Source organism: Virgibacillus sp., from assembly GCF_013393565.1.
Classification (GTDB): Bacteria; Bacillota; Bacilli; order Bacillales; family Amphibacillaceae; genus Virgibacillus; species Virgibacillus dokdonensis.
In genome coordinates this window covers 43185-58815 of the sequence record NZ_JABXHF010000009.1, presented here as the reverse complement: position 1 = coordinate 58815, position 15631 = coordinate 43185, and the positions used below count along the sequence as shown (strand labels likewise).

Genomic DNA, 15631 nt, shown 5'->3' with positions numbered 1-15631 from the left:
GCGTTCGTCCTGAGCCAAGATCAAACTCTCCATAAAAGTTTGTGATGATGAACACCGTTCTTCATCATTCTTAGCTTCTTCTGAGATTTCTCTCAGTTTATTTCTTAAGAAAAACAGGGTTTGTTTTTCCTTGACATACTGGTTGTTTTGTTCAGTTTTCAAAGAGCAATTTTTTATCTGTCGTTTTTTGCGACAAGATATAATTTATCATGTTTTCAAGTAGTTGTCAACATTTTTTTCGAAAATATTTTTTTCGTTTTTCTCTGTTGATTTGTCGTTTAATGACAACAGAATTTACTATAGCATATATATTTTAAAATAGCAATAGGAAAAACTAATTTTTTGTTTTTACATATACAAACTCCCCCTAATTCTTACACAGAGTACCATTCTCATACCTCATACAGTGCCTTACTCGTCCATACATTTATAATATAATGAGAATCTCTTCTCTTCATTTACTGCCGATTAGAGACCCTCTATTGATTTAGAAGTGCCTATTTAAATCATACATGCTCTAGCAGAAAAGGAAGCTACTCTATTTAGCGCTTATTAATTATTTAAAGTTTTTTTTGGCATGTATTTCAAACACTCTTTTTCATTAGCTACTCTGCGAAATAACTGAAACAACATTTGGTATCTTTCACGCATAGAATCTTTTACTATTTTATCTATTCGAGAATCCTCTAAATCCATTAATAGCTCTTCCAACTCTCGTCTGATTAAATATTCCAGTTCCCTTTGCTCTATGTTATTAATTAGTAATCCTAACATGTTTGCACCGCCTTCATCGTTATTATAATTCTAGTTGTTTTCTGTTTTTCAGTCTTTCCTACTCCTTTAAAATCATACAAACAGGTATATAAAATTATTCGCAGATCATCCCGAATTATGTCGGTTTTTAATCATTATTTTACTAATTTTTATTAACAGAGATGCTGATTTGAAAGATACATGTTGGATAATCCTGATGGCTAGAAGCTTTAAATGCCCTATTTCATAAGAGACTTAAGTGAATGAAAAGCCTCCCACTTGTTAAAGACTCACTTATTAACTAGGTTAATTCAACAATAAAGCTGATTGGCTACACAAGTTTTGATTCTCAATTATTGTAAACCTTATTACAACTTTATGATGTACTTAGAACTAACTAGTCTCTATCAAGGAATGTTATAGCGTTCCTTTAACAAAAGTTTTCACGCAAGTATCTATTTATTCTATTTTATAAATAAAAATCATGCCTAAAATTAGTTAGCATATCTTACGAATCTACAACCAAGTTAAAATAAATCTCATTTAGTGGAGCTGCTTCTACAACAAACGCATTGAGGTATTTTTTATTAAAGGCCGTGGCTAATCGCCAAGTCTTTATGAATTTTTCTCTCGTAATATTATAGGCTCTTTCATTTCTATACTATTGCATAGTTGAAATAAATTAGTTCTTAAATCTCGTATGACTACATACCTTTTAGTAATGTTCTTTTATAACATATAACCTGCATCGTTCTTTTCATTTTACGCGGACAAGCCATGATACAGATTCGTTCACCTGTTTACTTACTTGTAATGCCAAATGGCTTATCGTCGATTTTCATCATAGCCAAGCACGGATATACACCACATGTATGAGGAATTGGAACATTCCTTATTTATGGGAAGCAAAAGTGGAAATAAACAATAAATGGACTAGGCGTGTTATTTCACGCTTCTGAAAAACAAAATGTTAAGAGGGAGGAAAGATTGTGGAACATTTTTATGTATGGCGTTTCAATAAGTGGAAACGGTGGTTAACTGTAGCTGTTGTTGCTCTATTTACAGCAACATTTTTATGGTTAGAGTGGAACGGGGAATTTACGGTTTTCTCCAACAAGGAACCATCAGCTATGTCAAAAGGAAACGCAAACGAAAATAATATTGCCCTAACTTTTAATATTAGCTGGGGAGAAGAACGCGTTCATGACATTCTAAAAGAACTAAAAGAAGAAGGTGTACAAGCAACTTTTTTTATAAGTGGAGAGTGGGCAGAAAGACATCCGGCTATTGTTGAAAAAATCACGGAAAACAAACATGAATTAGGAATGCTTGGTTATCGCTATAAAAGTTATTTGGATAGAGAATTGGACACGGTAAAAAAAGATTTGCGAAAAGCCCAAGAAGTTTTTGGTAAATTAGGGTATGAAGATTTGCGTTTATTACGACCCCCTAACGGTCATTTTAATAAAGAAATTATTGAAACAGCTGAGAATATGGGATATAACGTCATTCACTGGAACGTGAATCCAAACGATTGGAAAAATCCTGGCTCAGATACAATTGTAGATAATGTCATGAAGCAAACCACGAATGGAGATATTGTTTTACTACATGCTTCTGATTCGGTCAAACATACAGCGAAAGCGCTGGAAACGATTCTACCTGGCTTGAAAAACAAAGGGTTTTCGTTTGTTTCTATGACTGAACTAATAAATCAAGCACACGCTAGCACTGAATTCGTTGACTAATTACTAATTCGAGAATTTGGACTAGCATTCTAGCTATTTTTATTAGAAATAACTTGCTATCGCCAAAGTCTTTATGACGATAGAGCGCCGTCGTTTTTCTTATACTATACTATGAAACCCTAAAAATTTAATATCTTCCTAATAGTGTAAACAAAATAAAAATGCGTCGACAAAATGATCGACGCATTTTTATTTTGTTTCACTGTTTTTTTCACAAGTAGACACCTACAACACGAATATTACGAAATTACATTCTGGCTTTTATCTCCACCAAAGTGCATTTATGCCTTCTTTTTTTTCGTAGTTGTTTTAGATACATCCTGCTTTTGAGACTTACTCGGATTAATGCGATGAAGTACCAGCAATTGATATGTGTTACAAGCTAACAACGGAATGATCATTAACCAAGCATAATCCGTACCTTCCGTCCGCAATCCTGGCACCCATTCGACCGTTGTTATCACTACCATTAGAAATAAAGCAGGAATAAATGCTTGCTTATTCGTTTCCTTTGCTTTAATCGTCGCAACAATCCACCCATAGGCTAATATAGCTAAAGCCATAAGAATATACCAATAGATAGCCACCTCACCTTTTGTAGCTTGATATGGAAAATAAATCAGATCAAACAATACAAATGCAATGAGAAGTACTTGTACGGTTGGCCAAAAAGAACGAAATAGTCCTAGCCCAAAGCGATTAATAAACAAGTATGCAAAAAAACCAGTCTGACTGACTACACTAAACACAAGACCTAACCCTATAAAAAAGATAAGTAGCCCTAATAACTCCATCCAATTCATTGGATTAAGAATAGCTGCGTAGTCCTCTGCTTTTACAAAAAAGCTTGTAATAAGCCCTGCTAAACCGCCTATTAGCAATGTTTTAAAAAAGAAATTGACTAATTTTCTCGTGTTCAACGTTCCATCCCCCTATATATGTAACGTTTCTGTCTATATTTTTCACCGTCACGGAAAGTTTTTATAAATAAACATCCTCTCTCCTTATGAAGAACGAAGCACTTTATCTACAACAAAACCTTCCTCCCGTATTCTACCATGAAGTAACCGTTTTTTCCTTACGAAACGAATATTTTTCATGTTATTCACACACATTAAAACAGAGAAGAAAGGAGGGTTTCCAATTGAAGACGAATCGATTCAAAATCCTTGGCATCGTTGCCATTGTTTCTTTCATAGTTATTAGTGGCTGTACCGATGGAAATACCTCGGACAAAGAAGGAGATTATGATACAACAAAGAAAATGGTTGTTGATATATTACAAACGGAAGAGGGTAAAAAGGCAATTCGTGAATTAATGACCGATGAAAAGTTGAAACAGGAACTAGTTCTGGACTCTGACGTTGTTAAAAAATCAATTAACGAGGCACTCGTATCAGAAAAAGGAAAACAGATGTGGACGATCTTATTTCAAGATACCGACTTTGTAAAAGAATATACAAAATCAATGCAAGAAGAACATATGAAGCTTATGAAGCGGCTAATGAATGATGCAGATTACCAAAAACAGATGCTTGAATTATTACAAAACCCAGAAATGACAGATCAAATGCTTCAAGTAGTAAAAAGCCAACAATTTCGAGAGCATCTTGAAGAAACGATTCAACAAACGCTAGAAACACCACTTTTCCAAGAAAAAATGCAAGAGACATTATTAAAAGCAGCTGAGAAGCAAGGAAAGCAACCAAAGGAAGAGGGTAAAGACAAAGAAAGTGAAGGCGGTAGCGATGGAGGTACAGAAGAATCAGGTGGTGGTGGCTAACACTATCCTGCTTCTACCACGAACACTGACATACGGTCATAACAGGTATAAGCGTAAACTTTAAAGCCACGTTTTGATGTCTTATTGTTGATTTTGCGACTTTTCTATTACGTATCCCACTTTTATGACCCAATACAACTCGAATAGCAAACCGTATTAGAAAAACTTGGCTTATTGCGAAATTTTTCTAACAGAAAGACGCTGTCGTTTTTCTTATACTATCAACCTTTAAACTTTTATTAGCGCAAAAAGACGTCTCAGGGACACTCACGCTATTCCCGAGACGTCATTTAACTTTCACGCTTCTAATTGCGCCACTATTTTGGCAGCGATCTTATGATAAGCTTGTCCAATTGGATGGTCTTGCTGATAAATGGATGGAGCAAATACATCCTCTTCTTCATAAGGTTGCTGCAACGGCAACTGGCCAAGTACTTTTGTTTTTAACACTTCTGCCAGCTTCTTGCCACCGCCTTGTCCAAACACGTACTCCTTCTCACCTGTAAGCTGACTTTCGAAATAAGCCATATTCTCAATGACACCTAGAATTTCATGCTCCGTTTTTAACGCCATTTGACCAGCACGAGCGGCAACAAACGCCGCTGTAGGATGAGGTGTTGTAACGACGACTTCCTTACAGGATGGAAGTAATTCATGGACGTCCATCGCGATATCGCCTGTTCCGGGTGGTAAATCAAGCAATAAATAATCAAGATCGCCCCATTCTACTTCCTTAAAGAAGCTGTTTAACATCTTTCCAAGCATCGGCCCACGCCAAATAATTGGTGAATTATCTTCTACAAAAAATCCCATAGAAATAACTTTTACACCAAAACGTTCCACTGGAATAATTTTTTCACCACGAACCTTTGGACGTTCCTCCACGCCCATCATATCGGGAACACTAAATCCATAAATATCGGCATCAATAATGCCTACTTTTTTCCCTAAACGCATGAGCGACATCGCTAAATTAACCGTTACCGTCGATTTACCAACACCGCCTTTTCCACTGGAAACAGCGATAAATTTCGTGCCGCTGTTACCACCCATCAATGTAGCTTCTTGCTCCTTTTCAGCGGCAGGTTGGTATTTCTTAATCACATCATCTGGTAATTGTTCAAATCGTAGACCAACCGTTGTCGCTCCGTTTTTCTTCAAAATCCCAACAATTTCTTGTTGCAGTTGCATCTGTTCAGCAGTGTTTGTTTTTGCGATAGCGACTTTTACACTTACATGTTTCTTTTCTTCTTTAATATTTACTTCCTTTACGCCTTCCGTTTCTTCTAGCGATATATGTAAAAAAGGATCTTTTACAGAGTTAAGCAGTTGAATTACTTCTTCCTTTGTTAGCATTGAATCACCATCCCTTTGTAAATGCATACATCGACAGTATAACATAAAACAGACGATCCTTCAGTTCATGGGCTTGTTCAATTATAACAAGTCCGTATGTACGAAAAAGTGGTGACTCTTATTCGTAATAAAAGTTAATCCTCCCCTTCCTCTGCCTTTATTTCCTCCGTAGCATACCGTAAAATTCCTTTATAAATACTCGCAGCTACTTTCTGTTGGTAATCCGTATCTTTTAATAATTCTCGCTCTTCAACGTTAGATAAAAAACCTATTTCTACAAGTGCACCAGGCGTCTCTGCGTACTTCAGTAAATAGACATTGTTAATGGCTAGAGCTGCACGATTGGTGTTTTCTAAATTACGAATAAACTCTGCCTGAATCATTTCTGCCAAATGCTTATTTTCATCCTTTTGGGGGTTATAAAATGTCTGCGCCCCTCTCCATTTAGTTGAAGGTAGTGCATTTAAGTGCAATGAAATAAATAAATCTGCTTCTTGTTCATTGATGAACGACAATCGATTTCGAATATCCTCTGATTTTCGTTTCGATAACCCTTTTACATTCTCAGAAGCAAGATCCCTATCTGTTTCTCGCGTTAAATACACGATTGCTCCCACTTGCTGTAAATACTTTTGCAACTTCTTAGAAACTTCTAGCGAAATATCCTTTTCCTGTGTATCATCCTTACCAACAGCTCCGCCATCAGGCCCTCCATGTCCCGGATCAATCACAATCGTCTTTCCAGATAAGGGTAAGGAAAAAGAAGATCCTACGTCAAGTGAAAGTTGATTTTTAATTGGTAGTTGAATAAGGTAACCTAATATAAAAACACCCACCAGCCATAATACGATTTTATACCATCGCTTCAAATACTCCCCCCCCTTTTTTTCATTCCATTATGTAGCGTCTCCAACTCCCATTCAAAAGAAGAATAGACTCTACTAAGCCTCCCTATAGCTCTATAAGAAAACCAAGCAAAAAGAAAAAGATACTATGCCCATGCTTTTCAACCTTTATTAGTAAATAATTTATGTTATTCTAATCTATGAGACATGCCTTGCATTTATGCCTATGACTAGAAATATTATCTAGGGCTCGTTTACAATTCGATCTTTCGTGGTATATTAAAGAAATACATAAAGCGAAATATCAATGAGTGGCGATTTTCTTTCTACTGATTGTTAGGGGAAAGAAATACCGATTGACACGCTGTGATCTCCCACTTACTTAAACTTGTCCAACTCGGGATTCCAATTCTCGGCAAGAGCCCACAACAGCTTTTATATGAGAGAAATAGAAGAAAGGAGAGAATCATATGGATTGGTTAGGACTTGGAGTTACTATCTTGGGGGTTGCTTTCTTAATCCTTGCTATTCTATTAATGAAACCTTTATTCCACTTAGCAGGAGTGCTTCGTAGCCTACAGACAACAACAGATAAATTACCAGAACAAGTAGAAGAAATTACAAACCAAGCTACCGACACGATAAGCACTGGACATGAGACACTTCATGAACTGAATAAACAAGTGAAGGAGCTAACACCTATTTTCCATCTAGTTGGAGATGCTTCAAAAGCTGCTAAGGCTGCTTCATCAACAGTAGTCGATGCTATCATGAAAGTACAAGGTTCATCAACAGAAGGAAACGGCTTTACCAAGAAGCATCATTTAGAAGGTATTTACGGCCTTGCTACGTTAACTTATTATGCGATAAAGCAAAGTAAACCACAACAAGCTAGCAACAATTCGAAATAGCATTACCCTTTCTTAGAGAAACTTAGCTATACCGCCAAATCTTTAAAGACAATCATTTACTTAGAACAAATTGATTGTCTTTTTTTGGGTCCTCTAAAACTTGACTTATTGACAAATTTTTTTGGCGAAAAACACCGTCGTTTCGCTTATACTATACATCAAAAAAGACAACTGCCATGAGGTTTTGTTGTACACTCATTCGTTGCCTTTCTTCTCTGTTTATTTGCTTATATATTTCCATATCGCATCAACTGCTGTTCTTGGGTTTTATTATTGTTTTTGTTGCTTACGATTTTTCATCCAAGAATACACCTTCCCAAACGAACTGGATAACCCTTTAGATTGCATTTCATCTGCGGTATTCTTAGACTTTTCATTGACAGATTCTGTAACTTTGACGAGAGAAGCGGAAAATTTGCGCGTCACGTTCCCCACATCTCCCACTACATAAAATAATGGGCTAAGCTGCTTCATCTTATCATTAATATCCTCTAAGGTATGATTACTTTCTTTAATTAATCCGGTTGTTTCTGTTACCATGGCATTCATCTGCTCAGGTACTTGTTCAACTGTTTTTTCCACGCCACGAAGAACACCTGCTAAATTATTTAGTGCATAAGATACAAATATAGCTGCGATAAAAAACGCAATACCGATTAATAAGACACCTATCTCTAATAACATTATTATCCCTCTTTTCTAGTTTGATCGTCAGACTCTCTCGTCATATATTCTTCTTTCCATTGCTTATATAAATAAGCAGCTACAGCTGTCCAACGTATCCCTTCCACATAAGGTTCAATATCTTCTTCTAACCGGTCTTTCTTCCATATTGGTTTTGTTTTTTGCACGGTTTGGTTCATATTTTGGACGGAACGCCCGACATTATCAGCCGTCGCAAATAATGAATCTGTCGCTTGCAATTTTTCCCCTATGTCATCCACCGTTACATGTGTTTGCTTTAATGTATGATGTAGCTCTGGAATAGTTTGTTGCATATCTGTTTCAACTTGTCCCAATGTACTCCCGGTCGTCTTTAATAACTTCGTAAAACGATGTAACACAATAACAATAAAAACGACTGTCAATGCAAATGCCACAGCTATCATTAATAATGTAAAATATAACACGTCTAACACGCACGAATCCCCCTTTCTTATAATGGATTATACCACTAGCAATATAGATTGAAACACAATATGTTTTTATGCTGTCAACAATCGAAGAACCTGGCTTGTCCCTATTTGTTCATGTCGTAGTTTCCCTTTATTAAAGAATTACTTTCTTATCCTGTTAAAAAGCTAGATTAGTTAGCGCTGATAAAGGGTATTGACAAATAAAGGAGAGCTTGTACCAGAAATACTTGGCTGATCGCTAAGTTTAGCGAAAGTTAACAGTTTTTCTTATACTATAAAGTAAAAAATCATATACTTTCCTATAGTGCAATAAACAACAACCTGGAGGAAAAGTAAATGTCTACGATTAAAAAATATAGTCAATTATTTCTAGAAAAATTTCAAACGGATCAAGTCCCATTATTAGCAGCAGCATTAGCCTATTATTTTCTTTTATCCATTGTTCCCCTTTTTTTAATAGGTTTTACGTTGATTCCCTACTTTCCAATTAGTGCCGAAGAAGCTGTTTCATTTACAAACCAATTGCTACCGAATGAACTTGCCATACTATTAGAAGAAAACATTGTAAGTATTGTCGAAGTACCAAGGGGCGGCCTGCTAACACTAGGGATCATCGGTGCCTTATGGTCCTCATCTGCTGCGATGAATGCTTTTATTAAAGCGACCAATGCAGCTTACGAAGTTGAAGAAACACGGAATATGCTCATTGTTCGCCTTACCGCTCTAATTTTGACGCTAAATATGATTTTCGCTTTTATTATCGCCATTACGCTGCCATTATTTGGTGATCTTATTCTACAATTTATTACCTCTTTTGTCGGACTAACTTCTGCCATGAGTTTATTATTTCAAGTTTTACGGTGGCTATTGAGCATAACTGTTTTAACAGGTTTTTTGCTTCTTTTATACCGTTTTGCTCCGAATAAGCGCCTCCCTTTGAAACATATTCTACCTGGAGCAATAACAGCTAGTGTTCTTTGGCAACTGATATCATTCGGATTCTCTTTCTATATTAGCAATTTTAGTAACTACTCTGCAACTTATGGTAGTCTTGGTGGTATTATTATTTTACTCATCTGGTTTTACTTAACAGGCATGATCTTTTTGAGTGGTGCCATTATTAACGTTCTATATAACGACAAACGATCTAAAGGGGTGGAAAACGAACAGCAAGTATCCTAAGACAAGACTTTCCATAACCATATGAAAACTTTAAATAGCAAGAGCTAGTCTTTTGTTCATGCTAACTAGCTCTATCTATTTATAATCCCCGATATGAAAAATTCCAACCAATTCGTACCTTTGGGCGAAACGGTAGGCTTAAGACCAGCCCCCCATTTTAAAGGCGTTATAAACGATGCATTTGAACGAAATGGTTTTCCTGGTTGCAGAGCGACTTTATCTCCTACCTGTAAATCAGAGATTATTTCCACACGGGAGTCTTCTTTTAATCCAGTACTTATTTTTTGACGTAATAGAGTGCCCATTTCTGTCATTTTCCACACGTGTTGTTGAAAAATGGCATCTTCCATCAATACAGTGGCTCCTTCTGAAGTCTCCGTTATAATATCTATATCCACATGGTACCCTGGTAATAAATTTTGTTCTGTATGACGTTGAAGGGATAAATTGCCTTCTGATTGCCCATCTTCCCGCTCGTCATCATTTTCTACCGCTTCCCCTTGTTCCTCATTGAATTCGTTTAGTTTAATGATAATCGGATAAAGGCTGGATGTTGTTGCAGTAGCTTTTTCCTTGGGCATCTCTCCCACCTTAGTGACGGTTCCCGTTAGAGATTCTTTTAACTCTGTTACCTCTAGGTTTGCAGAAAGATCTGTTTTCACATCTACTCTTTCTGATTCCGTCAATTCGCCTTCTACATGAAGCTCTGTACTAGAAACTGTAATAATGGGATCTGTTAGTTGTTTTGAAAGTTGCGTTATGGTCCCTTCATACGGACTATCGACGGTAATAGTGTCCCCAGTTTCTTGCAGTTCTGTTATTTGACTATCCACACTTTTTAAAGCGATTTGCTTCTCGGCTACTTCTGTTTCTTTTTCCAATAAAAATTGTTGCTTCATTAATCTAGCTTGAACAGGGTCTTGCGGAATGGTAATTGTCAACTCTTCTTCCGTCCATTCTAATCCCGCACTCTCAGTATTTATATCCGGTATTTGCAACGAGGACATTTGCGAGATGACTTTTTCAATAGATGCTATTTCTTCTTCTAACTGCATTTTTTTCTCGAGCAACTCCGCCATCACCGCTTGATAATGGCCAACTTTATAAGTGAATAGCGCATCACCAGCCTTCACCACATCTCCTTCTTTTACTTTAAAAGCCTCGAAACTTCCTGTCGTCGAATCAAAATAAATGGGCTTTTCCTCGGCAGATGTTAATACTCCTGTAGTATGTAGCTTTTTTTCCAAATCAGCTTGAGAAGCATCTGCCCACTCTGAAACATACGCTATACGATCTACCTTCTCCTCATCATCTGTATAAACTAATAAAACATTCGCACCGATGAACAAAGTTGCACCAATTAATTGTAATCGCTTTCTTAACGTTGACATTAATGAAACCACCTATTTAGTAAGTATTGGTCAGCAAATACGAGCACAGAAGCCATCGACCAGAAAAACACATGCAAGCCAATCACCATAAACCATAACCAAAGCTTTCTCATGTCAGTGAAAAACCGTAAATATTTTACTTGAAAGCCGATTATCCAAACTTGGAATAACGAAATCATTCCAAAAAAATAAATCAAATACTCCTGTTCGGTAATATAAGAAGCAATAATACCTAACGACAATGGGGAAAGATACCAATCTAATCCATTCCAAACAGCAAGTGGAATCCATGTTAATCGTTCTATTAGCATGGCAACTAAAACGACTTGCTGCATAATCACTATTTTACGATAAGGTATTCCTGTAACTGCATAATAAAATAAGGATGGTACAAATAAAATAAATCCAGCAAGTAAAGCAGCATATCCCATTCTTCCAACCATAAACCAAAACTTCTGTTGCTCATATTCCAACGGCGTCACTTTTAGCATATTTGCTGAAAGGATATCCGTTCCCAAGCCTAAATATGCCATGAATCCATATATAAGAACGCTACAAAAAAATAATAGGAAAAGACCACGCCAGAAGTTTCGAATTCTTTCCGCATGTTTAATATGCTCGAAGTGATCTTCCATCGAAAAGAAAAATTTAAACACATTGTTCTGATAAGACATTTTCCACAACCCTTCTTTTAGAAAAACGTGGCTTTTCGCCAAATTTATATTTTATAAACCAAAATTGTTATACTTTCTTTCCTATAGTGTTAAAAAAATTAGCTTATCCTCCGTCGAAAGCTTCTTTTTATGCTATAAAACTGCATATTATGCTTATTTTTTTTCAAATTTCACGCATTAAATGTAGAAATATTGCTTCAATTTTAACGCACAATGTGATAAAAATCTATTACTTTTGTTAATTTTTGGCTATGTGCCTATAGAAAATTAGTTTATTTTTTAAAATTACTTGATTGATTGACAATTCTTTTGACAAAACTGGTCTAAAAAACAAGAGTTGCCTCAAAACTTACTAGAGAACAACTCCCATTTTAAAGAGGAAGTTATCAATTTGGACTACATGAAGCCTCTCTATAGTAAGGCTTGGTGAAACGATCTAGTGAAATTTTGGCGATAGAGCACATTTCATTCCATACTTTTAAAGTGCTTTTAACAACAGCTTCTTCATAAGTGGCGCAAAATGTTCTGGAAGCTCAGCTACATTGGGAACAAGGATCCTTTCTCTCCCATAAATATTTTGCATAAAGTGATCCTCTAGTTCACCGATTTCTCCATTAGCAAGAAATGTTCCAATTACTTCAATTCCTTGCTTCCTAGCCTCCATGACCGCTAAATTTGTATCAACAATGCCATTTTGATTATAGTTCGCAGCAGCTGGCTCCCCATCTGAAAAGACAAGTAAAAACTTATTCTTTTCCCGTCTTACTGCGAGTTCCTCTGTCGCTACACGAATGCTAAAACCATCACGATTATCTTCTTGCGGTTCAAGCTGCATAATTTTAGGACCATTACGTTCATAAAATGAATTAGTAAAAGCATGAATAACATGGAAATAGTTTGGCTGATAATGCTCTTTAACTTCCATTGCATCTTCCCAGAAGCCAATAATAGAATGAGGAATTTGAAAAGCTTTTAATACCTCATGAAACAGCGTAACTCCTCGCTTCGTTTCCTCCATTTTCCCTTGCATCGATGCTGAACAATCAATTAGCAACGTAAAAGCAGCATCAAATTCCTTCGATTTCTCATTCTTTTTGTAGAAAATGAGTGGCCTTTCATCAAGCACAATTGGTAACAGCTTTCTCGATAAGCGGCCAGCCATTATATTCGTCCTCGGTGCATTTTGTTTATGTTCGATGGTCTTTTTTAATATATTCTCTAATTTTCGCTTATACGGCTCCACATCTTTTACATACGCTTCATAAAGCGCCACTTCCGATTTAGTTGGAGCACCCGCTTGTTTTAAAAGCTTAACCGCATCCTTATTCTCTTCCCCATAGACATTTTCTGCACGTTGGCCTTGTTTATTTTCTTGTTTATCTAGTGATTCTAGGTCAGAATAATCCTTATTTTTTGTTTGCCCAGCAGCACCTTGTATTGTCCCCATTGCTTGATCGCCATCTTCGGTCTCACGCGCACCATTCCCTTTCATATTCGTTTTTGTCCCGACTTCTAACTCAAACTGCAGAAAGGTTTGTTTACGATCACTGTTTTCATTTTCCCTATGCCATGTCGAAAAAGTTTCGTCAATATATTCATTTTTGTCTTCGTCCAATTCCTCCTTATCGTCATTTTCCAGTGGGTCCGTTCGCGTTAATTCATCAAATAACGTATCTTTTGCAAATGTATGAACATGGCGAATGGGGAGGACAAAATAATCATGAATCATGTCGTAATGACTGGTTTCTGATATTACATGTAGCATTTGCTCACATATGCGAGCAATATCAGACGTGCTTTTTGCTTCAAACACTTCGTATAAATTGGCGGCTAACCTTTTAAGTTGATCCAGTTGCTCTTCGCTTGCCATTGGGAAACTCGGCTCGGCAACGTCTGATTGCAGGCGTAAGTAGATTAGACAAAATAATTCATCAAGCGCAAGCCCTCTCGTTACATGGGCTGCTCGATCTTTGTCAAATTGATGTTTTAAATAAGATTTTCTTTGTAAAAATACATTTTTCGTACCAGGGCGTTCCTGTTTAATCTGCTCCTCCAGTCGAATATCTTCTAATAAAGCAAATAAGTTTCTGCCGAATTTAGGTAACGAAAAGCGATTTAAAGCTTCCACGTATTGTTGCACAGCACGTACATCCGTGTAGGATAGCGTTCCAATTGTTCGTAAATATACGTCTGTTTTCAAACCAGCTACTCGGTATTCAAATTTTGCTTTATCCCACATTCTGCTTGCTGTTACTTCCCGATCAACGATATCAATATAAGAACCAAAACGATACGTGAATGTAAGGTCAGAAACTCCAGATAGAACCGTAGACAAATCTTGTAACTGTCGAAATAATTGGGTGTCTACGATGTTATGATGAAATCGATACATCCTCCATACTCCTAACTAAATAATGTTTCTGCGAGGCTCATAATAAATTCTCGTTCGCGATCTTCCTCTAATTTATCAGCAATTGCCCGTTGAATCGCACGTTTAGCAGGTATATGCTTACTTAAATCACATGCATCTAATAAAGCTCGAATAGAAGCTGCATCCTCACTAATTTTACCTTGAGCTACTGCTTCAATCAGATCGCTCGATAGTTTTACAAATAAATCCACCAGCTTTTCATCTTCCAACTTGGTATTTTGCGCTATTAACTGTTTTAATTGTCCACCTTGAATATAAGGAATTTCAATCACGATAAATCTATTTTTTAGCGCCTCGTTTAAAGGCACCGTTCCTACATAGCCTTCATTTATTGCAGCAATGACATTAAACCCTTTACTCGCAGTTACAATTTCATTTGTAAAAGGGTTTGTAATCGAACGTCGATAATCTAATACGCCATTTATAATAGGAAGTGTCTCTGGCTTGGCCATATTAATTTCATCTATATACAAAAAGGTTCCGTGCTCCATCGCATTTATCACAGGACCTGGGATAAATTCAATCACTTGCTTTTCATCCTCATAAGTAAGTGTTTTAAACCCTAGTAAGCTCTCAGCATCTATATCTACAGAAGAGTTAATGCTAAACATCGGCTGCTGAAATAAATAAGATAGCGTTTCAGCAAACTTTGTTTTCCCAGCCCCTGTAGGACCTTTTAATAAAATGTTTTTCCCTAGTAAAAGTGCTGTAACGGCATCAATAATGATCTCCTTATTAGGAGCCATATAGCCACCTTCACGAATTAATTCTGTATAAGCAGTCGTATTCCTTGCAAAATTTTGCAATTGCTCTTTTATATTTGCTGGTAATTCCTCTTTCATTTCCATAAAGTATACATGCCCCTTTCAAAATCATTGTACCCTGTTTGAACCTTTGACAAAAGTTAGCTGTTTCACATCGCCTGTTTCAACCCTACTTCTTATTATTAAAAAGAGAATACACGGTGTTTTTCACGTGAAACATTTAACATACTCAACTAAGAAGTTTGAAAGGTGCTTTTACCCATTCAAAGCGCACAACTTCAATGCGAATCTGCCGTGAATAACTTAGATAACACAGACGATTTTATATCGACGAAAAAACCCCTAGCAATGCACATCTTTGGCTTAGCAGAATAGGATAAAGTATAACCATCACACCTAAAAAGCTTTCGTATAAAGTTAAATCTTCAAACAGTGGGGGCTTTCTTTTATCTCACACAGATTCTAAAGTACCACAAGGTGTGCCTAAAAGCCTCTGAACAAATCGAGGATTTAAGTACTATTATCTCCCACACGTAGACTTGTTCAACTCACATCATCCAATTCTTAAATTTGGAGGCTTACAGCACATTATATCCGAGATAAAAGTTGGCTTGTCACAAGTTTTTATGCGAAAGCTACCGCTTTTCTATAAAGCCT

14 protein-coding genes are annotated in these 15631 nt (G+C 36.6%); 4 read left to right on the top strand and 10 right to left on the bottom strand.

All coding sequences use genetic code 11. From position 1 onward, the window contains the following. Positions 1 to 552: 552 nt before the first annotated feature. Entirely contained in the window at positions 553 to 774 is a 222-nt protein-coding gene (locus tag HLX49_RS03455; protein ID WP_073012091.1) for a hypothetical protein, read from the bottom strand. Positions 775 to 1742: 968 nt separating this feature from the next. Here HLX49_RS03455 and pdaB point away from each other — a divergent pair. Further along, positions 1743 to 2501, top strand: coding sequence for a polysaccharide deacetylase family sporulation protein PdaB (gene pdaB / locus HLX49_RS03450; RefSeq protein WP_077706613.1), 759 nt, complete (start codon positions 1743 to 1745; stop codon positions 2499 to 2501). 281 nt (positions 2502 to 2782) lie between these two features. On the opposite strand, the gene HLX49_RS03445 is transcribed toward pdaB, so the two are convergent. Beyond that, entirely contained in the window at positions 2783 to 3421 is a 639-nt protein-coding gene (locus HLX49_RS03445) for a KinB-signaling pathway activation protein (RefSeq protein WP_077706614.1), read from the bottom strand. Positions 3422 to 3645: 224 nt separating this feature from the next. Between HLX49_RS03445 and gerD the strand changes: the two genes are divergently transcribed. Beyond that, the gene (gene gerD, locus HLX49_RS03440; protein ID WP_077706615.1) at positions 3646 to 4284 is read left to right on the top strand and encodes a spore germination lipoprotein GerD; all 639 of its coding nucleotides are present in this window, start codon (positions 3646 to 3648) and stop codon (positions 4282 to 4284) included. Between the two features lie 297 nt (positions 4285 to 4581). Here the strand turns inward: gerD and HLX49_RS03435 are convergent, their stop codons facing one another. Together HLX49_RS03435 and cwlD are read right to left on the bottom strand one after the other, a co-directional pair. Continuing rightward, positions 4582 to 5640 carry an Mrp/NBP35 family ATP-binding protein gene (locus HLX49_RS03435; protein ID WP_077706616.1) on the bottom strand — a complete coding sequence of 353 codons (1059 nt, stop codon included), beginning with the start codon at positions 5638 to 5640 and terminating at the stop codon, positions 4582 to 4584. A 134-nt stretch (positions 5641 to 5774) separates the two neighbouring features. After that, positions 5775 to 6509 carry an N-acetylmuramoyl-L-alanine amidase CwlD gene (gene cwlD, locus HLX49_RS03430; protein ID WP_077706617.1) on the bottom strand — a complete coding sequence of 245 codons (735 nt, stop codon included), beginning with the start codon at positions 6507 to 6509 and terminating at the stop codon, positions 5775 to 5777. A 446-nt stretch (positions 6510 to 6955) separates the two neighbouring features. On the opposite strand from cwlD, the gene HLX49_RS03425 reads away from it, so the two are divergent. Next, entirely contained in the window at positions 6956 to 7396 is a 441-nt protein-coding gene (locus tag HLX49_RS03425) for a DUF948 domain-containing protein (protein ID WP_101932965.1), read from the top strand. Between the two features lie 270 nt (positions 7397 to 7666). Here HLX49_RS03425 and HLX49_RS03420 read toward each other — a convergent pair whose 3' ends face one another. Beyond that, positions 7667 to 8080 carry a DUF948 domain-containing protein gene (locus tag HLX49_RS03420; protein ID WP_237342808.1) on the bottom strand — a complete coding sequence of 138 codons (414 nt, stop codon included), beginning with the start codon at positions 8078 to 8080 and terminating at the stop codon, positions 7667 to 7669. 2 nt (positions 8081 to 8082) lie between these two features. Next, on the bottom strand, positions 8083 to 8535 hold the full coding sequence (locus tag HLX49_RS03415; protein WP_077706620.1) for a DUF948 domain-containing protein: 453 nt from the start codon (positions 8533 to 8535) through the stop codon (positions 8083 to 8085). Between the two features lie 333 nt (positions 8536 to 8868). Between HLX49_RS03415 and HLX49_RS03410 the strand changes: the two genes are divergently transcribed. Continuing rightward, positions 8869 to 9714 carry a YihY/virulence factor BrkB family protein gene (locus tag HLX49_RS03410; RefSeq protein WP_077706621.1) on the top strand — a complete coding sequence of 282 codons (846 nt, stop codon included), beginning with the start codon at positions 8869 to 8871 and terminating at the stop codon, positions 9712 to 9714. A 71-nt stretch (positions 9715 to 9785) separates the two neighbouring features. On the opposite strand, the gene HLX49_RS03405 is transcribed toward HLX49_RS03410, so the two are convergent. The 4 genes from HLX49_RS03405 to HLX49_RS03390 form a co-directional block, all read right to left on the bottom strand. Then, entirely contained in the window at positions 9786 to 11105 is a 1320-nt protein-coding gene (locus tag HLX49_RS03405; protein WP_296360810.1) for an efflux RND transporter periplasmic adaptor subunit, read from the bottom strand. After that, complete coding sequence (locus tag HLX49_RS03400) at positions 11105 to 11779, bottom strand: hypothetical protein (RefSeq protein WP_296360809.1); 675 nt, start codon at positions 11777 to 11779, stop codon at positions 11105 to 11107. Before HLX49_RS03400 ends, HLX49_RS03405 begins: the two co-directional genes overlap by 1 nt. A gap of 478 nt (positions 11780 to 12257) precedes the next feature. Next, positions 12258 to 14171, bottom strand: a complete 1914-nt coding sequence (locus HLX49_RS03395; RefSeq protein WP_101932968.1) for a vWA domain-containing protein — start codon at positions 14169 to 14171, stop codon at positions 12258 to 12260. A gap of 11 nt (positions 14172 to 14182) precedes the next feature. Then, on the bottom strand, positions 14183 to 15058 hold the full coding sequence (locus HLX49_RS03390) for an AAA family ATPase (protein ID WP_101932969.1): 876 nt from the start codon (positions 15056 to 15058) through the stop codon (positions 14183 to 14185). Positions 15059 to 15631 lie beyond the last annotated feature (573 nt).

What these genes read in the sequence shown, in the direction of transcription:
- HLX49_RS03425 (WP_101932965.1), top strand. Translation starts at nt 6,956, where the DNA reads ATGGATTGGTTAGGACTTGGAGTTACTATCTTGGGGGTTGCTTTCTTA.
- HLX49_RS03405 (WP_296360810.1), bottom strand. Translation starts at nt 11,105, where the DNA reads ATGTCAACGTTAAGAAAGCGATTACAATTAATTGGTGCAACTTTGTTC.
- HLX49_RS03395 (WP_101932968.1), bottom strand. Translation starts at nt 14,171, where the DNA reads ATGTATCGATTTCATCATAACATCGTAGACACCCAATTATTTCGACAG.
- HLX49_RS03435 (WP_077706616.1), bottom strand. Translation starts at nt 5,640, where the DNA reads ATGCTAACAAAGGAAGAAGTAATTCAACTGCTTAACTCTGTAAAAGAT.
- HLX49_RS03390 (WP_101932969.1), bottom strand. Translation starts at nt 15,058, where the DNA reads ATGGAAATGAAAGAGGAATTACCAGCAAATATAAAAGAGCAATTGCAA.
- HLX49_RS03410 (WP_077706621.1), top strand. Translation starts at nt 8,869, where the DNA reads ATGTCTACGATTAAAAAATATAGTCAATTATTTCTAGAAAAATTTCAA.
- HLX49_RS03420 (WP_237342808.1), bottom strand. Translation starts at nt 8,080, where the DNA reads ATGTTATTAGAGATAGGTGTCTTATTAATCGGTATTGCGTTTTTTATC.
- HLX49_RS03455 (WP_073012091.1), bottom strand. Translation starts at nt 774, where the DNA reads ATGTTAGGATTACTAATTAATAACATAGAGCAAAGGGAACTGGAATAT.
- HLX49_RS03400 (WP_296360809.1), bottom strand. Translation starts at nt 11,779, where the DNA reads ATGTCTTATCAGAACAATGTGTTTAAATTTTTCTTTTCGATGGAAGAT.